The sequence below is a fragment of the Hymenobacter mucosus genome, from assembly GCF_900188255.1.
GTDB classification, from domain to species: Bacteria; Bacteroidota; Bacteroidia; order Cytophagales; family Hymenobacteraceae; genus Hymenobacter; species Hymenobacter mucosus.
Genome location: NZ_FZNS01000003.1, coordinates 378166 through 399836, shown reverse-complemented (window position 1 = coordinate 399836; position 21671 = coordinate 378166). Strand labels below are relative to the sequence as shown.

Annotated in this window: 19 protein-coding genes; 11 read left to right on the top strand and 8 right to left on the bottom strand. The window is 57.0% G+C overall.

The genetic code is table 11. From position 1 onward, the window contains the following. The first annotated feature begins 46 nt into the window (after positions 1-46). Positions 47-790 carry a hypothetical protein gene (locus CHB83_RS08875; RefSeq protein WP_045689625.1) on the top strand — a complete coding sequence of 248 codons (744 nt, stop codon included), beginning with the start codon at positions 47-49 and terminating at the stop codon, positions 788-790. A 155-nt stretch (positions 791-945) separates the two neighbouring features. Here the strand turns inward: CHB83_RS08875 and CHB83_RS08870 are convergent, their stop codons facing one another. Continuing rightward, positions 946-3429 (bottom strand): M4 family metallopeptidase, encoded by a 2484-nt coding sequence (locus CHB83_RS08870; RefSeq protein WP_089332359.1) that lies wholly within the window; start codon positions 3427-3429, stop codon positions 946-948. A 300-nt stretch (positions 3430-3729) separates the two neighbouring features. On the opposite strand from CHB83_RS08870, the gene CHB83_RS08865 reads away from it, so the two are divergent. After that, positions 3730-4518: an SDR family oxidoreductase gene (locus tag CHB83_RS08865; RefSeq protein WP_089332358.1), complete on the top strand. Its 789-nt coding sequence runs from the start codon at positions 3730-3732 to the stop codon at positions 4516-4518. 124 nt (positions 4519-4642) lie between these two features. Here the strand turns inward: CHB83_RS08865 and CHB83_RS08860 are convergent, their stop codons facing one another. Together CHB83_RS08860 and CHB83_RS08855 are read right to left on the bottom strand one after the other, a co-directional pair. Further along, entirely contained in the window at positions 4643-5515 is an 873-nt protein-coding gene (locus CHB83_RS08860; RefSeq protein WP_089332357.1) for an ATP-grasp domain-containing protein, read from the bottom strand. A 187-nt stretch (positions 5516-5702) separates the two neighbouring features. Further along, entirely contained in the window at positions 5703-7007 is a 1305-nt protein-coding gene (locus CHB83_RS08855; protein WP_089332356.1) for an amidohydrolase, read from the bottom strand. A gap of 99 nt (positions 7008-7106) precedes the next feature. Between CHB83_RS08855 and CHB83_RS08850 the strand changes: the two genes are divergently transcribed. After that, a complete protein-coding gene (locus CHB83_RS08850) occupies positions 7107-7772 on the top strand; it encodes a phosphatase PAP2-related protein (protein ID WP_089332355.1) in 666 nt (221 codons plus the stop codon). Between the two features lie 13 nt (positions 7773-7785). Here the strand turns inward: CHB83_RS08850 and CHB83_RS08845 are convergent, their stop codons facing one another. Both CHB83_RS08845 and CHB83_RS08840 read right to left on the bottom strand, forming a co-directional pair. After that, a complete protein-coding gene (locus CHB83_RS08845) occupies positions 7786-8571 on the bottom strand; it encodes an SDR family NAD(P)-dependent oxidoreductase (protein ID WP_089332354.1) in 786 nt (261 codons plus the stop codon). Between the two features lie 105 nt (positions 8572-8676). Beyond that, entirely contained in the window at positions 8677-9495 is an 819-nt protein-coding gene (locus tag CHB83_RS08840) for a phytanoyl-CoA dioxygenase family protein (protein WP_045689621.1), read from the bottom strand. Positions 9496-9744: 249 nt separating this feature from the next. On the opposite strand from CHB83_RS08840, the gene CHB83_RS08835 reads away from it, so the two are divergent. The 4 genes from CHB83_RS08835 to CHB83_RS08820 all read left to right on the top strand — a co-directional run bounded on the left by CHB83_RS08835 (position 9745) and on the right by CHB83_RS08820 (position 13528). Then, complete coding sequence (locus CHB83_RS08835; RefSeq protein ID WP_089332353.1) at positions 9745-10527, top strand: WG repeat-containing protein; 783 nt, start codon at positions 9745-9747, stop codon at positions 10525-10527. Between the two features lie 71 nt (positions 10528-10598). Further along, the gene (locus CHB83_RS08830) at positions 10599-11288 is read left to right on the top strand and encodes an energy transducer TonB (protein ID WP_089332352.1); all 690 of its coding nucleotides are present in this window, start codon (positions 10599-10601) and stop codon (positions 11286-11288) included. Positions 11289-11468: 180 nt separating this feature from the next. Continuing rightward, the gene (locus tag CHB83_RS08825; RefSeq protein WP_089332351.1) at positions 11469-13025 is read left to right on the top strand and encodes a hydroxymethylglutaryl-CoA reductase; all 1557 of its coding nucleotides are present in this window, start codon (positions 11469-11471) and stop codon (positions 13023-13025) included. A 41-nt stretch (positions 13026-13066) separates the two neighbouring features. Then, entirely contained in the window at positions 13067-13528 is a 462-nt protein-coding gene (locus CHB83_RS08820) for an energy transducer TonB (protein WP_089332350.1), read from the top strand. Positions 13529-13718: 190 nt separating this feature from the next. Here the strand turns inward: CHB83_RS08820 and argH are convergent, their stop codons facing one another. The 3 genes from argH to argB form a co-directional block, all read right to left on the bottom strand. Then, positions 13719-15026: an argininosuccinate lyase gene (argH, locus tag CHB83_RS08815; protein ID WP_089332349.1), complete on the bottom strand. Its 1308-nt coding sequence runs from the start codon at positions 15024-15026 to the stop codon at positions 13719-13721. A 183-nt stretch (positions 15027-15209) separates the two neighbouring features. Continuing rightward, positions 15210-16280, bottom strand: coding sequence for a M20 family metallo-hydrolase (locus CHB83_RS08810; protein ID WP_089332348.1), 1071 nt, complete (start codon positions 16278-16280; stop codon positions 15210-15212). After that, entirely contained in the window at positions 16268-17050 is a 783-nt protein-coding gene (gene argB, locus CHB83_RS08805; RefSeq protein WP_089332347.1) for an acetylglutamate kinase, read from the bottom strand. The genes CHB83_RS08810 and argB overlap by 13 nt, the downstream gene beginning before the upstream one ends. Before the next feature lie 610 nt (positions 17051-17660). Between argB and CHB83_RS08800 the strand changes: the two genes are divergently transcribed. From CHB83_RS08800 to CHB83_RS08785, 4 genes are read left to right on the top strand one after another with little or no spacing between them, the layout of a single operon-like run. Beyond that, positions 17661-18242, top strand: a complete 582-nt coding sequence (locus tag CHB83_RS08800; protein ID WP_089332346.1) for a GNAT family N-acetyltransferase — start codon at positions 17661-17663, stop codon at positions 18240-18242. Continuing rightward, positions 18239-19429 carry an argininosuccinate synthase gene (gene argG, locus CHB83_RS08795; protein WP_218823169.1) on the top strand — a complete coding sequence of 397 codons (1191 nt, stop codon included), beginning with the start codon at positions 18239-18241 and terminating at the stop codon, positions 19427-19429. Before CHB83_RS08800 ends, argG begins: the two co-directional genes overlap by 4 nt. Next, positions 19419-20399 (top strand): N-acetyl-gamma-glutamyl-phosphate reductase, encoded by a 981-nt coding sequence (gene argC, locus CHB83_RS08790; RefSeq protein ID WP_089332344.1) that lies wholly within the window; start codon positions 19419-19421, stop codon positions 20397-20399. The genes argG and argC overlap by 11 nt, the downstream gene beginning before the upstream one ends. After that, complete coding sequence (locus CHB83_RS08785) at positions 20399-21538, top strand: aspartate aminotransferase family protein (RefSeq protein ID WP_089332343.1); 1140 nt, start codon at positions 20399-20401, stop codon at positions 21536-21538. Before argC ends, CHB83_RS08785 begins: the two co-directional genes overlap by 1 nt. The last annotated feature ends 133 nt before the right edge of the window (positions 21539-21671 follow it).

Here is a 21671-nt window from a genome sequence, read left to right as displayed (position 1 = left end):
TGCCTGAGCGGCGTATCTCGAGGCCCATCACCTTTGCATCTGTTGCGTGAATATTCGTCCTCTGCTGCCCGCCTTCCTATTGCTCTCCTTCGCTGCCACGCAGCGCGCCGATGCGCAAGACTTCCAGCGCCGCCATCGCCACTACGATGGCAATGCGCGGCCATACTACCGTGGCCCCGTTCGGTTTACTCTGGGGCTGGGAGCCACCTATTACAACGGCGACTTGACCAGCCGCCTAGGCGACCAGTTTATTGGCCCGAGTGCCAGCTTGGGTGTGCTCTATAAGGTGCGCCCGCACTGGTTGGTGGGAGGTGAAGCCACCTACTTCCAAGTGGGGGCCAAAGACTACCTGCCCGAGCGGGGCTTGGCGTTTCGGGGCCGTAATGGCGCGGGTACAGCTTTCCTGCGCTGGGAGCCGCTGCACGATGAAGGTGCCTACGCCGACCCACGCCGCCCGGCGGCCCTCGTGAAGCCGTACCTAAAAGCGGGCTTTGGCTTCTTGCTCTACAGTCCGGAGTCCTACCGCGGCACCATGCGCCCCGACGATAACACGCCGTTTCTGACGCCGGAGCGCAACGATTATCCGGCCCTGAACATCACGGTGCCAGTAGGCATTGGGGTTACGTTGCGGCTCACACCCAAGCTGAATGCGTCTCTTGAGGGCAGTTACAATTTCACCTCCACCGATCAGCTCGATGACATCAGCCCCGCGAGCGGACGGTCTACCTCGGCCCTCAACGACAATTATGGCCTGCTAGAGCTAAAGCTGGAATACGCGCCGTGGCGCTAGGCCAACGGGCCGCTCTCCGCGCGTAGAGCATAGGAGAGCACAAAGAAAGAATGGCTGTACGAGTCACCCTTCCTTTACTTTGCCTACGCCGTAAATAAGAAAGGCCCGCCATGTGGCGGGCCTTTCTTATTTGCTAGCCAATAAGCAGCAGAAGATTACTGCTTTACAAAGCGTTGATGAAACACTTTCTGTCCGTCGCTGACTGCAATGGTGTACATGCCTTGAGCCAAAGACGCCACGTTTAGCTGGCCATTCTCCAAGCGCGCACCTGTTACTGCCGCGCCGCGCAGGTCCGTTACGACTACTGACTTCACCGTGGCCCCATTGGGTAGCGCAATGCTTAGGGTAGTAGTAGCGGGGTTCGGATATACTTCCAGTTGCTTGGCCACTTCGTTGCCGATGAGCGTACCGCCGGTGAGGCCGGCTACGCCACCTTCTGCCAGCGCTGCGCCTCCTGTAATATTGACGGTGTAATCTTCCGTTTCGCCATAGCTGTAGGCATTGCAGCTCGTTGTAGCCGAAGCATCGCTCATAACTAGGCGCAGCCGCGTGGCGCCGCTCTTCGCCGTAGTGGGCACCGTGAACGTGGCCGACAAGGTGCCACTGCTCGACGACGACCCCGACACTACCAGCTCACCAGAGTCTACGAAGTCGCCATCTTGATTGTAGTCGATGTATACTTTCCAGTACTCGGTGTAGGCCGAGGATGCATACCCAGCCGAGAAGTTGATAGTTTGCGACGAGCCCGCAGCAATGGAAGTTGATGTGGCCGTACCGTTGTAGTAACCGGCATCAGCACCCGAAGTGCGCGCAATGGTGCCCAGCTTCACGTAGTCAATCCACTCGTATGCTACGTTGTTGCCCTTGGAAGTGCAGTAAGCCACCGTGGTTGGCGGCGGAGTGGTAGTACCGCCACCGGAGGCAGCTCCTACGCCTACTGCGTGCCACGCATTGGTAACGGCCGTTACTTGGGCCGAGCCAGCGCCGTACAGGTCGGTAGCCGCCGAAATGGCGGCCGTGCGGGCATTGGCGAAGGTAGAGGAAGCCGTGAGGTACACGCTTTCTGTGCGATATGCAATCTTGGCGGCGGCCTCAATACCTACGCCGGTTACGGAAAATGCGCTGCCGATGTCGTTGGTGCCCGTGCCGCCCTGGCTTAGCAGGTAGAACCAGTAATTGAGTACCCCTGAGTTGGTGTGCACGCCACCGTAGTCGTTGGCGGAAGTGGGCGAGGTAGTAGTCGCTTTCCAGTAAGAGCCCTTGTAGGTGTCGGGCTGGCTGTAGGCGTTGGGGTTGCTCATGGAGCGCAGGGCACCCCCGGCTCGCATAATCTCTTCCCCAATCAGCCAGGTGCTCTTGCCAGCCAGGCCGTAGGTAGCGGCAGCACGGGCTTCTACGCAGGCACCCCAGATATCGGAGAAGCCTTCGTTCATGGCACCCGACTCGTTCTGGTACGTCAGGTTGGCGGTTTTCTCGCACACGGCGTGCCCAATTTCATGGGCGCACACATCCATAGACGTAAGCGGCTTGAAGGTAGTAGCACCGTCGCCGTAGGTCATCACTGAGCCGTTCCAGTAGGCGTTTTCATAGCCAGCACCGCCCGGTACATCATCATAGTGCACGTAGCTCTTTATTTTGGCGCCGGCGTTATCATAAGAATTACGTCCGTGCACGGCACTCCAGTAATCGTAGGTTGCCTGGGCCCCAAAATGAGCGTCGCCGGCCACGTTGTCGTAATTGGCGTTGTTGTACTCGGCAGCCGTCCAGTTATTGTCGGCATCTACGAAGTCAACGGCAGCGGTGTAGCTGTTGCTCCTTTTGCAGTTGAACGTTTCAATGCCTAAGCCTCGGGTGTACTCACGCAGGCGGTAGCCACCAGTAGTTGTTTCCGTAGCAAAGGAGCGGGTGCCGCTGTAAGCCGTTGCAAACGAGGCAGTAGCACCAGCGTGCTTTATGATATTGTCCTGTAGCACAACATCACCAGTTCGTGCGTCCACGTAAATAAAGGCGCGGCTCAGGGGCTGCTGAGCGTATACATTGAACTTCCACGCCAATACGGGCTTACCAGCCTGGGCGGGGTCTTGGCTCCGCTCGTTGCGCACAATTACTAGCTCACCCTGGGGCTTATAGGTAGCGCGCGGGTTGTTTTCCATCTGCTTCAGACCAGCCTCTTCGCGGGCATCCTGCCACATGTACTTGCTGGCTCCTACAAAGCTCAGGGCCCGGTTGAGAGCGGCGGCGGCGCCCAAGGTGGGCGTGGTATTCAGGGCACCGATTCGCTCAAACTGCCCGCTAATGCTGGTAATGCTGCCTTGCTTGGCGTGCACTGAGTACGTAGCATGCTCTACCTTAATGCCTTTGTAGTACTGGGCGTACTTCTCGTGCACAAAGCCCAAGGGGTCTACCTCAGTTGTCGTGCGCAGCATTTTATCGTCGGACACAAGCTGCAACTGCTCTTTCAGCGCCTGTTCTGCTTGGCCCAGGCTGTACGGTTGGCCTACTGCCCGAAACTGCACCATGTAGGGAGTGCCGTTGTCATTCAGTGTTTTTTCCTTGACGCGGGAGTAATCTTGCGCCTGTGCGCTAGACACAGCTAGTCCGCCAAGCAGCAAAAGTGCTGTAGGGTACTTGTTGATCATAAAGTTGGGGTTGGTTGTGGAAAAGAATTGAGCGGCTGTTTAGATAGTGTCCTAGGTTAGGAAGCACAACTAAACGAAAGCAATTTAATAATTTTTTAACCTAATTATAACTTTATTAACAATAGTATTTCATCTATGTCGTTTGATACAAATTTTATCATTTTCTAACACAAATAGCCACAAACGTCGTAATCACCCGATTTGGGCCCTGTATGAATGGGTGTAGGTAATTTGCTGTAGCTACCTTCACGCACGTCTTTTCAGCACCCGCCCTTTTTTATACAATCTCAGGAAGAATATATGCCATTTAATGAATCAGATTTTTCGGCCCGCTGGAGCCTTAAAGGTCAAGTAGCACTCGTGACAGGCGCCTCCAAAGGCATTGGCGCGGCCGTAGCCGCCGAGTTATTAGCCTTGGGTGCTACTGTAGTAGCCGTTGCCCGCCAACTTCCAGCGCTAGAGGAGCAAGTTGCCGCTTGGCGGGAGCAAGGCTACGATGCCCATGCCCTAGCCGCCGACGTTAGCCAGCCCAACGACCGGCAGGTTCTGTTGGCAGAAGTTGCTCAGCGCTGGCCCCACCTGCACATTTTGGTCAACAACGCGGGCACCAACATTCGCAAGCCTACTACTGCGTACTCCGAGGAAGAGTATCGACACATTATGGCTACCAACCTAGATTCGGTGTGGGAGATGTGCCGGGGCGCCTACCCACTGCTGCAAGCGGCTGGCGGTGGTAGCATCGTGCAGGTATCGTCGGTGGCTGGCCTTACCCACGTGCGCACAGGTGCTATTTATGGCATGACCAAAGCGGCCTTGGTGCAGCTTACCCGCAACCTGGCGGCGGAGTGGGCTCCAACAAATATCCGGGTCAACTGCGTGGCACCCTGGTATATTCACACCCCCCTGGCGGCTGGCGTGCTGCAAAACGAAGACTACCGCCAGCAGGTAGTGGCGCGCACTCCGTTGGGCCGCATCGGCGAGCCGGAAGAAGTAGCAGCGGCCGTAGCTTTCCTGTGCTTACCAGCCGCGGCCTACATCACCGGCCAAACCTTAAGCGTAGATGGTGGCTTCACAACCAACGGTTTCTAATGGCACATCATCTTCAGGGAGCCTGCTAGGCAACCACCTCACCGCAAGCGCGAAAGCCGGCTCTGCTCCGTTTTAAGAAACGAGCAGGGCCGGCTTTCACTTTCTAGCTATTCGGTGGTGCGAGCTAGCAGAGTTGCTTCAGGGCTGCTTCGTAGCGGGCCAACGTTCCTTCGGCAGAAGCCAGGTACAGGAAGGGTTCGATAAGCTCCAGCTCCATCAGCAGCAGTTGTCCGGCGGCATCCACTCCGTCTACACGGGCGTACAGGCAGCCGGGGGCAAACCGCTTGATGATATCATCGGCGGCGCGGCGCAGGTGGGCGGGCGCTTCCCGGGGTTCGATGCCGCCACCTAGGTAGTGCTGTACCCGGAAGTCGCCTGACTTAGGAGTTTTGAGTACGCAGTGGCTATACTCGCCCCCAAAGTAAATCAGCGACCATTCGCCTTCCGCCTGAATTTCCGGCTGGAAGGGCTGCACCAGAAAGTCTTCGTGGCGCAGCAGCTCACGCAGTTCTGGCTGACGAATAGCTGACTCCTGGCGGGTGAGAGCAAAGGTATTCTTGGCTCCGCCGCTCACCGCTGGTTTCACTACTAGCTGTTCGCTCCCGAGCTGCTCAAACAGGTCTTCTACCACCAACTCACTACCGCGGGTCAGCCACTGCGTGGGTACAATGCGCACGCCTTCGCGCTCCATGTCTAGGAGGTACTTTTTGTTGGCATTCCAGCGCACTACGGCAGCAGGGTTGAGCATGCGCACACCCAGCTGCTGCATGTGGGCCAGCCACTGGTAAAACTCATCTACCCGGTCGAAGTAGTCCCAGGGTGATTTTACAACGACGACATCGTACCGCAGCCAATCCACGGCCGGGTTGGTCCACACGCGCGGTTCCACGCTGTGGCCCTGCTGGCGCAGGTAGTTGGTAAGTAGGCTATCCTCATCCTCCACATTGGGGGCAGCGTACTGGGCGAGGCTTTCACAGGTTACAAGGGCAATGTTCATTAGGGAGTATGCTGGTTTTTCACTGTTGCCGCGTGGCTTCTACCGATATGGCTACCGGGCATCGGTGTGTTCTACGAACAAGCTAGAAGACGGCTTATCAGACGAAAAGGTGTTTGGCGCGGTTGCGCTGAGGCTCGCAAACTTGCTAGAGTGGGCCGCCGTTACGTAACGCCGGCCGGTGAGCGCCTTACTTTTTAGCGGCCGTGAGGTAATCGGTAGCGAGGGTAGCCAGCGTTTTTACGCCGAGGGTCAGACCACTTTCATCAATGAAGAAGCCCGGTGTGTGGTGGGGTGCCGTTTCGTCGGGGTTCTTGCCCTTGGGCATGCCCCCCACGAACACGAAGAGGCCTGGTACCTTCTCCTGAAAATACGCGAAGTCCTCGGCCCCCATCACGGCCTTTTGCAGCTCCACGTTGCTTGGGCCGGCGGCGCGTTGCAGGCTAGGCAGCATTTGTTCAGTCAGGCGCGGGTCGTTGAAGGTAATAGGCGCGTAGTTTACAATATCAACCTCCGCCGTAGCGCCGGCGCTTTCGGCAATATTGGTGGCCGTGCGACGGATGGCTTCCCAAATTTTCTGCTGCATCTCTTTATTGAGACTCCGAATGGTGCCCGTCAGCTCCACCTGTTCCGGGATGATGTTGTTGCGCACGCCACCGTGCACCATACCCACCGTCAGCACGGCGGCGTCTTCGGTTAGTTGCACCTGCCGGCTCACAATGGTTTGCAGGCCTAGAATAATCTGAGCGGCCGTTACCACGGGGTCTACGGACAGCCAGGGGTAGGCACCGTGCGCCGACTTGCCTTTCACCTTGATATTAAACACGTCGGACGAAGCCATTTCGCCGCCGGGGCGGTAGCGCAAGGTGCCTACCTCCGTTTGTGCATTGATGTGGACGCCGAAGATGGCATCAACCTTGGGGTTTTCCAGGGCACCTTCTTTCACCATGAGGCGGGCGCCTCCCTCCTGGCCCGGCAAAGAGCCTTCTTCAGCCGGCTGGAAGATGAATTTTACGGTACCTGGCAGGTCTTTCTTCATCTGGCTCAGCACCTGAGCGGCACCCAGCAGCATGGCCACGTGCGTGTCGTGGCCGCAGGCGTGCATTACGCCCACTTCCTGACCATTGTAGGTTGTGCGGGCTTTAGAGGCAAAAGGCAGGCTGTTGCTTTCCGTAACCGGCAGGGCGTCCATATCGGCGCGCAGGGCTACCACGCGGCCGGGCTTACCTCCGCGCAGGATGCCAACTACGCCAGTGCGGGCTACGTTGGTTTGCACTTCCAAACCCAGCTTTTTCAGCTCGGCGGCAATAATGCCAGCCGTACGCGTTTCCTGGTTGCCAAGCTCGGGGTGCTCGTGAAAGTCGCGGCGCCAAGCCACCACTTTGGCTTCTTGCTGACCAGAAAGCTTAGCGATTTGGGTAGTAAGGGCGGCATTTTGGGCAAAAGCCGACGACGAGGCCAAGGCGAAGGCCGCAGCAGCGTAAAGAGACTTCATAGAAAGCAGGTTTTCGGATACAGTGCGGAAAAGGTACAACGCGCTCGGCAGTTGGGCACCACTTCTTACGCGTGGTACTTTTGCCCAAATTCTCTACGCATGCCTTCTTCCCCTTCCACCAGCCCTCACTCGTCTTCGCTAGCTTGGCCCCAAGCGTGGCGCTACCACACCTTTCGGTGGCGGCTGGCCGTGGTGCTGGGGCTGCTACTCACACTGGCGGCCCTAATCCCCCGGTTTTTTGCCTGGGTGCAGGCCCGCCCCGGCCAGCGCCTCCCCGACCCCGTGCTGGACTGGCTACCTGCCCATGATGTGTCGGGGGCAGCCTTTGCCGTTATTTATCTGGGTATCGGGCTAGGAGTGGTGCGCTTGTTACCTCGGCCATTGCGGCTCCTGCGTGCTTTGTGGGGCTACTTACTACTGCACGGCTTCCGGTGCCTTTGTCTGTGGTTGCTACCGCTTGAGCCACCCCGGGGCCTCGTCCTACTCCACGACCCCTTGGTAGACCGGCTGTTCTACGCCGCGCCCTCCCCCATTACCAAAGACCTGTTCTTCTCGGGTCATACGGCTACGCTGCTGCTGCTGACTTTGGCCGTACCAGCCGGCTGGCCGCGGCGCGTCCTGATTGTCGCCACGGCTCTTATTGGGTTGCTGGTGCTAGTGCAGCACGCTCACTATACGTATGATGTGCTGGCAGCCGTGCCCTTTGCAGCCCTAAGCTTTTGGCTGGCAGGTAAGGTTGCGGCCTTTCGTCAGCGGCATGCGTAGGGAACTGAGCTTTCTACTTCAGATGCTTCTCGTAGATGCCAGCGGCTATTTTTTCGGTTAGGCTCTTGGGCACGAAGCTGGTCAGCGCCGCCGACACGCGGTTGAGGGCACCAGGAATAACTTCCGCTGCGCCCGTAAACATTGCCTGAATACCGATACGGGCAACTTGTAGCGGCGTCATCGACACTTTGTTGGCCGTTTCCTGCAGGGCGGCATTCATGCCAGCCCGGTCGGCAAAGTTGGTGGTAGTAGAGCCGGGGCTGAGGCAAGTAACCGAGACGTTAGTTTCGCGCAGCTCGTAGCGCAAGCCTCGGGAAAAACTCAGTAAGAAGGCTTTGCTGGCGGCGTAGAGCGTGAGGGTGGGCACGGCCTGGTAGGCAGCCGTACTAGCCACGTTCAGGATATATGCCTTCGCTTGCTGGCGAAGCAAGGGCAGCAAGGCGTGCGCTAGCTCCGTGGGTAGCAGCATGTTGAGTTGCAACATGTTTTGCTGCTCCGCCAACGATAAGTCCTCAAACTTGCCCCACAGGCCGTAACCTGCATTATTTATCAGCACCGACAGTTCTTGGGTTTGCGCCGCCGCCCAAGCAGCTAAAGCCGCTGCCGCGCCGGGGGCCGCCAAGTCTTGCGCATACACGCGCACCTCTACCCCGTACTGCTGGCGCAACTCCGCCGCTACGGCCTGCAACTGTTGCTCCGAACGGGCCGCTAACAGCAAATGGTAGCCGCAGCGGGCTAGCTCCGCGGCCATAGCTTGGCCTATTCCGCGGGAGGCACCCGTAACAAGAGCGTAAGGCATTGGTGTACTGTGCTTATGAGAGCGTAAGGTGTAAACAAGTGAAGCCACCAAGCAAGCGCGCCGAAAGCAGCGCCTACCTGTGTTGAGCAAGAAAAGGCCGGCGCTCTACTTCACCAAGTGCAGGAAACGCAGGTAAAACGGCGTGGGGCTGTTCTCGTGCTTGGGCTCATACTTGCCCGCAATAATGGGCACGTACATCACCCGGCGGCGCGACACCTCCCCTACCAGCGGCGACTGAGCTACGCGGTGCCACATGCGCCCGTCGTGCACGGTCAGGTCGCCCGGCTCGGTTTCTACGGCTACTTCGCTGGGGTCGGCGCTTACGTCCTTATAGTACTTCTTGCGGAAGAGAATGTCGCGCAGGCTTTGGCGGTGAGTGCCCGGAATTACACGCAAGCCACCATTCGTGGCGGGCGTGCCATCCAGGTGAACACCAACGTTGAGCATGGGGCCAATTTTCTTCCCGTAGAATACGTCACGCAGTGAGTCTGTGTGCCACCCCATTTGCGAAAACTCGCTGCCCGTCACGTTTACATAATGGTTGATAACGAGGCCATCTTTCTCGTTTTCGCCCACGCGCCCGCCCGGTGCCTCTAGTAGCGGGAATAACGCTTTAAAGCGCGGGTCTTGCAGAAACTCGTGCAGCACTGGGCTGTGGTGAGAGGAGAAAGCAAACCGCTGCACAATGGCCGAGCCGTCTACGTCCTTGCCATACTTAATTGGAACACCATTTACTTTCTGTACTCCCTCTGCCAACCAGGTGCGCTGCACCTCTTCTGAGGCACGAAGGAGGCTCTGAACGGTTTCGGGCGAAATGAAAGCACGGAAGTGCAAGAACCCGTATGTGCGAAAAAAATCCAGCTGCTCAATAGTAAGGCTCTCGCCCAGAGTAAAGCGTGGATAGTTCGGTAGTGGAGCAGACATAGGATAACGGCGGCTTGAAAAACGCCTGAAAAACGGAGGCAAAGATACAACGCAGGCTGTGGCCCTGCAGGAAAATTGCCGGTTGAAATGGGTAATTTCCTCGGACCTGAAGGGTAAGCTGCTTCGGAGCCCGTGAAGAATGAGTGAATCAACCCGCGCACGTGCGGAAGGTTTGCGGACAAAGATTCTTCTTGCGCGGGGCCATGTATCTTCGCTACCTTCCCGGTTTCTGCCCGCTCCTATTTCACCATGAATCGTCTTGCGCTGCCCTTCTGCTTTTTGCTGCTCCTGACGACGATGTACCAAAGCCCTGGGGCTTCAGCCCAAATGGTGCCGTCCCGCCTCATCCCTTTTCGCCACGGCACCCGCTGGGGATACGCCGATCAGAACCGCCGCTTGGTGCTCCCTCTACGCTACGACGAGGCTGGTCCCTTCATTGGTGAGGTGGCTTGGGTGCGGGAAGGCACGCTCTACGGCTATATTGATGGGGCCGGCAACCCCGTAACGCCCGTGCAGTACACCCGCGCCAGCAACTTCTACCGGGGCCGGGCCACCGTGGAGCAGGGCGGCGAAACCTTCGACATCAACCTGAGCGGACAGCGCCTAACTGAGCCGGCCCCACCAGAGTTGGAAGAAGAGCCGCTGGAACACGGCGACGTTGTGCGCAAGGATGGCAAAGTTGGTTTTCGCTTCACAGTAGGCACCGCTACTGTAGCACCCACCTACGACGAAGTACGGGAGAACTACAACGGCTTACTATTCGTGCGGCAGGGCACAAAGTGGGGAGTCATTAACAGCAAGGGCAAGCTGGTGCAGCCGGTTGCCTTTGATGCTATTCAACTGAAAGGCAACCTGGTACTACCCCAGGTGCAGCGCGGCGGCTTGTGGGGCTACCTCGACGAAGAAGGTAGTACGCTCACGGAAGTACGCTACCAGCAGGCCAGCCCGTTTCTGGGCGACATAGCCCGCGTAGTGCTACCCAATGGACAAACCGGCTATATCAACGCCAACGGACAGGAGTTTTTCGAATAGGCAAACTCGCAGCAGCTCCTTACGTCATTTAGCAGATACCCCTTTATTGCCCTTCACTATCTGCTACCGTCATGCTCCTGCTACCTATCCTCAATGTCCGCCTGAACCGTTGCCACGAAGACTGGCAGCAGATGACGCCTGTAGCTCAGGGCCACCACTGCGCCCAGTGCGACCGAGTGGTCATTGACTTCACTACCTCTACCCAAACCGATTTAACCGCCGCCTTTCAAAGCTCTCCTGATGGGCGCGTCTGCGGCCGGTTCCGGTCGGAGCAGGTAACCGCACATCCCCTGCTACGCCTGAAGCTGCGTCGGTTTTTGGTAGCGTTGGTGCTGGTGTGCGGCCTAGGCCTATCGGGGCAGGAGGCACTGGCACAGGTGCGGAAGACCTTGCCACCAGCGGCATTGCAGCCCAAAACAATTGTGCATGGGTCAGTTGCAGAGAAAATGCCCGTTTATAAAGATGGAGGTCAAGAGGGAATAATGCTCGTCATCAGCAAGAATTTACAATATCCGATAGGCTTGACACGTGGTGGTCGGGTAGTGGTCGGGTTCACTGTTGATACCAAAGGAAAGGTTTGTAATCCACATATTGTAAAAGGGTTAGGACACGTAGCTGACGAGGCAGCTCTTCACGCGGTGAAGACCTTGGGAGATTTTACCCCCGGGTTACAAAATGGTCAACCAGTAGAGATTCCGTACACCATCCCGATTACCTTCCAAGCAACAGATGCATCGGCTCCATTTCGTAAGCGCAAGTGAGATGAACAAGGTGTCTTTGCCTTAGACAGTAGGCTGCTTGCCTTCCTCGACCAACCTGCCACTAAAAAGGATGATGCGCTGCTACCATTCTATTTTTTTGGACCATAATCATAGCGCCTCGTATTTCCGTAGCAAGCCAATCTTTCTACTCTTTCCGCACCCTTAACCTCTCCCCGCCCTATGCTCTTCACGCCAAGCCCCATGATGCTCAAGCTGCTTTACACCCGCGGCAGCCTGCACAACACGCCCGAGGGCGTGGCCTTCAGCATCAAAAACCGCTTGGACACGGTTCGGGTCATGCGCATCGACCATGTGCAGATTGATGGGGTGCATGTTGCCGCCGAGCAGATTGCGCTGGATATGGGCGATGGTAACGTGCGCCCGGCATCGGCGCTGAACGCTGAAGGCAACGGCGTAAACTTGCCGGTAGGCCAGTCGGCCACCTTCCATTTGGCTACGGCCCATTTGCAGGAGGGCATGCACAAGGTGCGGGTGCAGTTTGTGGCCGACCCATTTGGGGAGTTGCAGGTGGAGGTGGAGGATGCCATTACCCAGCAACCTAAAAACCGGGCGCGCATTCCGCGTTCAGAGGAAGATGACTATTCTGAGGCCGCCATTCAGGCCCGGCAGCGCTTTGCTGAGGAATACGCCGAGCAGGAGTTTCACCACCTCAAGCAGTACTCCTTCGACCCCCATACCCTCCAGGGTAACTGCGAGCATTTCACAGGGGTAGCTCAAGTTCCGGTGGGCTTGGCGGGGCCTCTGCACGTAAACGGGGAGCACGCCCAGGGCGATTTTCTCATCCCTCTGGCTACAACTGAGGGTACGCTGGTAGCGAGCTACAACCGGGGCATTCAGGTGCTCAACCTCTGCGGCGGCGTGAAGTGCACCGTCATTGGCGACGCCATGCAGCGGGCGCCGGTGTTTGTGTTCGATGATGCCCGCGGCGCCCGCGACTTTGGGCAGTGGATAGCCGATGAGATTGAGCGAATTCGGCCGGAAGCGGAAAGCACCTCCAGCGTGGCTAAGCTCCAGTACATCGACACATACTTGGCGGGCAAGTTTGCCTACCTGCGCTTCAACTACAGCACCGGCGACGCAGCGGGCCAGAACATGGTAGGCCGCGCCACTTTCGCGGCCTGCTCCTGGATTTTAGAGCACTACAAAGCGGCTCCCATTCGGCACTTCTACCTCGAATCGAACTTCGCTACCGACAAGAAAGCGTCCCAGGTAAATGTGATGCGCACTCGAGGCAAGCGCGTAGTGGCCGAGGCTACCATCAAGCGCGATATTTTGCAGCAGCGCATGCGCGTGACGCCCGAGCAACTGGCCTACCATGGGCAGGTCAGTAATGTGGGGGCATTTCTTTCCGGCGCAAACAACAACGGCGCCCACTCCGCCAACGGCATCACGGCCCTGTTCATTGCCACCGGCCAAGATGTGGCCAACGTCTCGGAATCCTCAGCGGGGGTGCTGTACTCCGAAGTCACGAAGGAAGGCGACCTATACCTCAGCATCACTATTCCCTCCCTCATTGTGGCTACCCACGGCGGCGGCACGGGCCTAGCTACCCAAAACGAGTGCCTACGTATGCTGGGCTGCGTAGGGCGCGGCACCGTGAACAAGTTTGCGGAAATTGTGGCGGGCGTAGTACTAGCTGGCGAGCTTAGCCTGGGCTCCGCCATTAGCAGCAGTGATTGGGTAAGCTCTCACGAGCAGTACGGCCGCAACCGATAACAAGCTCTCACAACTAGTATACCACTCTTTATCACACTTTTATGCCCTTTTTACTAGCAAAGCCCTTATCATTGAGCCTAGGCCTATTTTTTACCAGCTTAGCCGCTACTGCCCAAAGCAGCCCCACGCCGGTACCCATGCCTAATGCTGTTTCCGTTAATCAAAACGGCCCAAACAAGCTAGATGGGCGCACCTTCTACACCTATGTGGAGAAGATGCCCGTGTATTCTAATGGAGGCAGAGAAGGATTGCAGGCCTTTATCAGCAGCCACGTGCGCGGCGCAGCTGGCGGCAGTGATGCCTACATCAGCTTCATCATCGACCAAGACGGTAACGTTCGTCGCCCAGCTTTAGGGCCCAACCCAGCAGAAACAGAAGCAGCAGTAGATCCAGCCCTAGCTACCGCTTTTGCTTCTATAGAGAGCTTCACACCAGGCTACCAAAACGGAAAGCCAGTAGACGTAAAACTAACTTTGCCTATAGCGAAGCCGGTTAAGAAATAGCGAATAGGCCTAGCGTTACTACAAGCTTTCTTCAACCAAAGCTGTATAGCCTAAAAGCACGTCATCCTGAGCAGAGCGAAGTCTTATCAGGTAAGAACGACTGGCCTAGCGCCTCGTGCTACCGTGGTAAGATCCTTCGCTCTGCTCAGGATGACGTGCTTTATGTGACTTATAGTATTCTACGCAAACACTATTGCTTTTTCACCAAACCGCTCTTTTCCTGCAAGCGCTGCACCTTCGCCTGAATCACTTTTAAGCCTAGGTTATGGACGCTACCCAAATGGGTAGTTTGGAACTCCTTGTGCGGCATGTAGCTGCCATCCTCCACAGCCAGGCCTACCTGCTTGTAGGCGGTGCGGAACGGGGTGCCGCTTTGAATGAGCTGGTTGATATTCTCGACGGTGAACACGGCGTCGTACTTCTCCTGGTTCAGCAGGTTGGGCTTGATGCGCAGCTGGGGCAGGGCGAAGAGCACGATGTCGAGAATGTCGAGGAACTGGGTCATGGGCTCAAAGAGCAGCTCCTTCAGAATCTGGAAGTCGCGGTGGTAGCCGCTGGGCAGGTTGCTGGTCGCCAGCATGAGCGTGTTGGGCAGGGCCTGCAGAGCATTGCAACGCGCCCGAATCAACTCAAATACATCGGGGTTTTTCTTGTGGGGCATGATGCTGGAGCCGGTGGTAAACTCCTTGGGTAGCTCCACAAAGGCCAGATCCTGCGAGTTGTACAACACCAAGTCGTAGGCCATTTTTGCGAGGGTGGCGGCCATGCCAGCCAGGGCAAAGGCTACCGTCTTCTCAGTTTTGCCGCGCAGCATTTGAGCGCCCACGCTGCTCACGGCCAGGTTGCCGAACGCCATTTCCTGGGTGGTCATCAGTCGGTCGATGGGGAAGCTACTGCCAAAGCCGGCGCCGGAGCCTAGCGGATTTTGATCGGCTACGGTGTGGGCAGCTTCAAACAGGGCCAGATCTAGCAGCAGGTGCTCAGCGTAAGCGGAAAACCACAGCCCGAAGGAGCTGGGCATGGCGGCCTGGAAATGGGTGTAACCGGGCATCAGGTCTTCCTTATGCGCCTCGGCTTTCTGCAAGAGCACCTGCACTAATTCCAGCGTTTTGGCGGCGGCACGCTCGGTGTAGTCCTTCAGGAACAACTGGATAGCCGTCAGCACCTGGTCGTTGCGGGAGCGTGCGGTGTGGATTTTCTTACCTGCGTCGCCGAACTTCTCAGTCAGATAGTACTCAATCTTGGAGTGCACGTCCTCGAACTCCGCCTCAATGGTAAAGGTGCCGTCCTCGATTTGCGTAGCTAGCTCCATAAGGCCCTGCTGGAGCTGCTGATTCTCCTCATCGGAAAGCAGCCCGGCCTTCGCCAGCATGTTGGCCTGAGCCTTGGAGGCCTGCACGTCAAACTGCGCTAAATACATATCCAGCTCCCGGTCGCGGCCCACGGTGAACTGCTCTATCTTCTTATCAACGGCAATGCCCTTATCCCAGATTTTCATGCGTGGTTGGTTAAAGCTAAACCTAGTTCCCCACTTTGGAAAGGAGGGGCTAGGGGTGGTTGATGTGGCCTAGAACGATGACTAAAGCTAGTTTTAGATGTTCAACAACAGTCAATCACCTGAAACCCCTCCTTGGCTGAGGAGGACAATTAGGTTCTGGTATTCTAGAACTTAACTAGCCTATTACAGTTGTAGCCCGTCCAGCAAAGCTACGTAGCCCCGTACCCCCGCCCTGATTTCGCTGAGCAGAATGTACTCATCGGGTGTGTGGGAGCGGGCAGAGTCACCAGGGCCAATTTTTACCGTAGTAAACGGCATCATCGATTGGTCGGACAACGTGACGGAACCGAACGTGCGGCGGCCTAGGCCTATGCCCCGCTGCACCAGGGGGTGGCCTAGCTCAATGCGCGAGGAATTAAGGTGCGTGGAGCGCGGCGTAACGTCGGAAGTAACGTGCTGACGCACCAGCTCTACCACTTCAACATTGGAGTAGCACTCGTTGGTGCGCACATCCACTACGAAGGTGCAGCGGTCGGGTACAACGTTGTGCTGGGAGCCGGCCTGAATCTGCGTCACGGTCATCTTCACGGGGCCTAGTAGCTCCGATACTTCTGGAAAGCGAAATTGCTCAAACCACTGAATGTCAGCCACGGCTTTGTAAAGGGCGTTTTCACCTTCTTCGCGGGCGGCGTGCCCCGTCCGGCCGTGAGCCACGCAGTCGAGCACCACGAGGCCTTTTTCCGCCACAGCGAGGTCCATCTGCGTAGGTTCACCCACAATGCCCAGGTCGATGTGGCCTAGCTGGGGCAGTACGCTCCGGATGCCGTTTATCCCCGATACCTCCTCCTCAGCCGTAATGGCGCAGATGAGGTTGTAAGCTAGGTCGGTGCGCTCGTGGAAGTACAGGAAGGTAGCCAGCAGACTCACTGCCGAAGCCCCGGCGTCGTTGCTACCCAGGCCTACCAGCTTGTCGCCTTCCACCACGGCGCCCAGCGGGTCGTAGGTCCAGGTGTTGCCGGCCTTCACGGTGTCGTGATGGGAGTTGAGTAGGATAGTAGGCTTGGCGGCATCAAAGTGCTTCGACACAGCCCATACGTTGTTTTTATCCCGCCGCGGGTGGGCGCCGTGGAAGGTCAGAAACCGGAAGATCAGCTCCGCCGTCTGGTCCTCTTCCCGCGAGAGGGAGGGCGTCTGAATTAGCTCCTGCAGCAGCTCAATAGCATCCTCCGTCAGCCGCCCAATTAGCTCCGACATAGCACAGTTTTCACGGGTTCATTGATTTTAAGCGCGTTTTCAATCACTACCCGCTCCACCCCGGCTTCCAGGGCGGCAAAGGCGTTATCGAGCTTGGGTACCATACCGGCGGCAATTACTCCCTCAGCTTTCAGTTGCTGATACTGGCTTGGTACGATCTGCGGAATCACCGACTGCTCATCGTTGATGTCAGAGAGAACACCATCTTTCTCGAAGCAGAAGTGCAACTCTACCTCATACTGCGCAGCCAGGGCGCGGGCCAAGGTACTGGCAATGGTGTCGGCATTAGTGTTAAGGAGCTGACCGCGCCCGTCGTGGGTGATGGCGCAAAACACGGGCGTGATGCCGGCCTGCAGCAACTGGTGGAGCAGTTCGGTATTGACGCTGCCTTCGGGCAGGTCGCCTACGAAGCCGTAGTCAATATCCTTTACTGGGCGCTTCACGGCCCGAATAGCATTGCCATCGGCCCCGGATAGACCCAGCGCATTGACACCCGCCGCTTGCAGCAGCGACACCACTTGCTTATTGGTTTTACCGGCGTAAAACATCGTCACGATATCAAGGGTAGCGGCATCGGTGATGCGCCGCCCCTCTACCATCTTCGGCGCAATGCCTAAGCTAGCAAGCATCTGGCTGGCACCTTTCCCGCCGCCGTGCACCAGCAATTTCCGGCCAGCAACCTTGGCAAGCTCGGCCAAGAAGTGCTGTAGTTGTGCTTCGTCATCAATGATGCCACCGCCAATCTTAAAAATTTTCAGGCCTTCGCGCATACAAAAGGAAGGGATAAAAATGGGCCACAAGCGGCCACAAGCTGCCAAAGGGTATACTTCACTGGCTAACCGCTAACGGAAAACCGCCTTGGGTAGGACTATTTTTTGAAGTCACCTGGGCAAAGTTTCCAAAAAAAAACATCTAGTTTTGCAACGATTTAGCGGTCCTATTCATTTAAACCGCAGAAACACTCCACGCCGCCCTGCGGCAACTGTCAATGATTCGTCTCTCTTCTATTGCGCTTTTGCGACGACCAGCTTTGGTTGTGCGAACAATGCCAGCTTAGCCGCTGGCATGCAATATTTCGTCTGCGTTTTAGCAGTACCAAAACCGGCGAAAGGGGCCTAACGGAAAGCGCCCCACAGAAGAAAGTTTCTTACGAATAACGAATTGACACGAGTGTAGGCCGAAGTGTACCCCTCCCCGACCACGTAACCAACTGCTCTTTCAGGGCTTACGCTGCGGGCACCTGTTTTTTAGGCTTTTCTTGCCGCCGATCATAGGTTCGGTTGTTGCACGGCCTCGTCTGCTAGCTACGTTTCTAGCTCCTCCCTTATCGTCTTTCCGAGTCTGTTGCCGTATACGAAGGCAACCAACCGAGCTTTGACCATGATTTTACGCGTAGCCAATGCTGCCGACGCGCAGTATGTGGAAACCCTCTGTCAGTGGTACGCCGAATCCGCGAAAGCGCGTGGTGTCGGCATCGCCAAGCGCGACCCTAACTATCTGGTAAAGAAGATGGTGAAAGGCGATGCTATCATTGCCTTCATTGATGAGCAGCTAGCTGGCTTTTGTTACATCGAGACCTTCGAAGACAACAAGTTCGTTGTCAACTCGGGCCTCATCGTAAACACGGAGTTGCGCAAGGAGGGCTTGGGCCGCGCTATCAAACACCGGGTGTTTGAGCTGTCGCGCACGAAATACCCAGCGGCCAAAATATTCGGTATCACGACCAGCGCAGCCGTGATGAAGATCAACAATGAACTGGGCTACCGCCCCGTTACCTTTCCCGAGCTAACCCAGAGCGACGATTTCTGGAAAGGCTGCTCTAGTTGCAAAAACTACGGCATCCTGATGGAAAACGAGCGCAAAATGTGCCTGTGCACGGGCATGGTCTACGACAAGCTCGACGACCAGTTTAGCCAGCGCGTACAGGAGACGATTGAAATTCTTACACCCCAAGGCCAATAATGAAAAAGGTAGTTTTAGCCTACAGCGGCGGCTTGGATACGTCCTACTGCGTTGTATATCTGACCCGCGAGCTGGGTCTGGAAGTTCACACCGTTATCGTCAACTCGGGCGGCTTTTCTGAGGAAGAGCTGGCTGCCATCGAGAAGCGAGCCTATGAACTGGGCTCCTCGAAGCACGAGGTGATTGACGTGACCCAGCGATTCTACCAGGACTGCCTGCGCTACCTCATTTTTGGCAACATCCTCAAGAACGACACCTACCCGCTGAGTGTCAGCGCGGAGCGCATGTTCCAATCGTTGGCCCTAGCGGAGTACGCCCGCGAGCACAAGGCCGATTACATTGCTCACGGCAGCACTGGTGCTGGCAACGACCAAGTGCGTTTCGACGTGGCTTTCTCGGTTATCGCGCCCAACACGGAAATCATCACGCCCATTCGCGACCTGAAACTGTCGCGCCAGGCAGAGATTGACTTCCTGAACCAGCACGGCTTCGAGATGAGCTGGGAAAAGGCCAAGTACTCCATCAACAAGGGTATTTGGGGCACCAGCGTGGGCGGCGTAGAAACCCTTACCTCGCACCAGGCACTGCCTGAGTCAGCGTACCCTACCCAACTCACCGCCAATGAGCCCGCCACTGTCGAAATCACCTTTGCGAAAGGAGAGCCCGTAGCGCTGAATGGCAAGTCGATGAACCCAGTAGAGCTCATCCAGCAGCTCAACGACCTGGGCGGACGCTACGCCATTGGCCGCGACACCCACGTGGGCGACACCATTCTGGGTATTAAAGGTCGCGTGGGCTTCGAGGCTCCCGCACCCCTGATTCTATTGAAGGCGCACCACTTGCTGGAAAAGCACACCTCCAGCCGTTGGCAGCTGCTGCACAAGGACTACATCGCCAACTGGTACGGCACGCTGCTGCACGAAGCCCAGTACCTCGATCCGGTAATGCGCGACATGGAGGCCTTCCTCACATCGTCGCAGGAGCGGGTGTCGGGCAAGGTGTTCGTAACGCTGAAGCCTTACCAGTTCGAGTTGCAGGGCATTGAGTCGAAGTACGACATGATGCGCTCTAAAGTGGCCACCTACGGCGAAGAAAACGATGCCTGGGACGGCCGCGACGCCAAGGGCTTTATCAAGATCTTCAGCAACCAGCTGCGGATTCACAGCTCGTTCAACGATGAAAATTAAGGTTGGCATCGTAGGCGGCGCTGGCTACACGGCTGGTGAGCTTGTCCGTATTTTGCTGCACCACGAGTATGCAGAGCTGGGTGCCATCGTCAGTTCCTCCAACGCCGGCAACCCCATCTATCAGGTTCACGACGACCTGGTAGGCGAGACGGATCTGGTGTTTGCCTCGGAGTTGGCGGGTGATGAAGACGTAGTGTTTCTGTGCCTAGGCCACGGCAACTCCAAGGCGTGGCTAACTCAGCACGAGCTACCCGAAACCACCCACATCATCGACCTGAGCAACGACTTCCGCCTAGAAGCCGACGCCGAGTTTGAAGGCCGGGAGTTTGTGTACGGATTGCCGGAGCTGAACCGGAGCCAAATCCAGCAGGCTCAGAGCATTGCTAACCCTGGCTGTTTTGCCACGGCCATTCAGCTGGCCTTGCTGCCGCTGGCCCAGGCCGGTAAGCTGACGGACGATGTGCACGTATCGGCCATTACGGGCAGTACGGGCGCAGGGCAGAGCTTGTCGGAGACGGTGCACTTCTCTTGGCGCACTAATAACGTGTCCATCTACAAGCCCTTCACTCACCAGCACCTAGGCGAAATTGGGGAGAGTTTGGCGCAGCTGCAGCCGCAGTTGGACAGCACCATGCACTTCATTCCGTACCGCGGCAACTTCACCCGGGGCATCTTCGCCAGCGTCTACACGCCGTCAGACTTGACCCAGGAAGAAGCACGGGAGCTGTACGAGAAATTCTACGCCGATGCGCCGTTCACCACGGTGTCGGACAAGGAGATTCACTTAAAGCAGGTAGTTAACACCAACAAGTGCCTGCTGCACGTGCAGAAATTCGGCAAGCAGCTGCTCATCACCTCGGTTATCGACAACCTAGTGAAAGGCGCTTCGGGCCAAGCTATCCAGAACATGAACCTGCTCTTCGGCCTGCCCGAAACGACAGGACTTCACCTCAAATCGGTGCTTTTCTAATGGAGCTTTTCAACGTATATCCGCTCGTCAACATCACGCCGGTAAAGGCGCTGGGAGCGAAACTTTGGGACGATAAAGGCCAGGAGTACCTGGATTTCTACGGCGGACATGCCGTTATTTCCATCGGCCACAGCCACCCGCACTACGTGCAGCGCCTTACCGAGCAACTGCAGAACATCGGCTTCTACTCCAACTCGGTGCAGATTCCAATTCAGGCGCAGCTGGCTCAAAAGCTAGGCCAGGTGTCGGGGTACGAGGACTTCTCACTGTTCTTGTGCAATTCTGGCGCCGAGGCCAACGAGAATGCGCTGAAGCTGGCGTCTTTCCATACTGGTAAAAAGCGCGTACTCGCCTTTAAAGGTGCCTTCCACGGCCGTACATCCGGGGCGGTAGCCGCCACCGATAACCCGAAAATTGTAGCGCCCTTCAACGCCGACCACGCCATTTCCTTTGTGGAGTATGACTTGGCTGCGGTAGAGCAGGTGCTGCAAGGCGGCGACGTCTGCGCGGCCATCATCGAGCCGATTCAGGGCGTGGGCGGCATCATTATGCCCTCCGACGAGTTCCTGACTGGCCTAGCCGCGCTGTGCAAGCAATACGGCGCCCTGCTGATTGCCGACGAGGTCCAGAGTGGCTACGGCCGCAGCGGTAAGTTCTTCGCCCACCAGCACACCGGCATCCGCCCCGATGTTATTTCGGTAGCAAAAGGTATGGGCAACGGCTTCCCCATCGGAGGCATCCTGATTGCGCCGGAATTGAAGGCATCCTATGGTCTGTTGGGCACTACCTTCGGGGGCAACCACCTGGCCTGTGCCGCTGCGTTGGCTGTGCTGGAAGTTATTGAGCAGGAAGACTTGCTGAACCACGCCGCCGAGCTAGGCCACTACCTCCGCTCCGAGCTGGAAGCTAATGCTGGCGCCGAAGAAATCCGCGGCCGCGGTCTGATGGTAGGCATCAAGTACGATTTCCCCATCAAGGACGTGCGCGACAAGCTGCTTTCGGACTTCCACATCTTCGTGGGTAATGCCTCCGACCCTACCGTACTCCGCCTGCTCCCGCCTCTGAACATCACGCGAGAGGAAGTCGACCGGTTTTTGCAGGCATTGTATGCAATTATTCCTGTTGAGGTAAAAAAGTAAGCGACTTGTGGTCTAACTTGCAGCCCCAATGAGTAGCACGATGAGGTTCCCGAGCCAAGCTCCCCTTCTGATAAGCTGCACGCTGCCATTGGTGACTATTGCGCAGCAACCGGCTGGTTCTTTCCATGAAAGA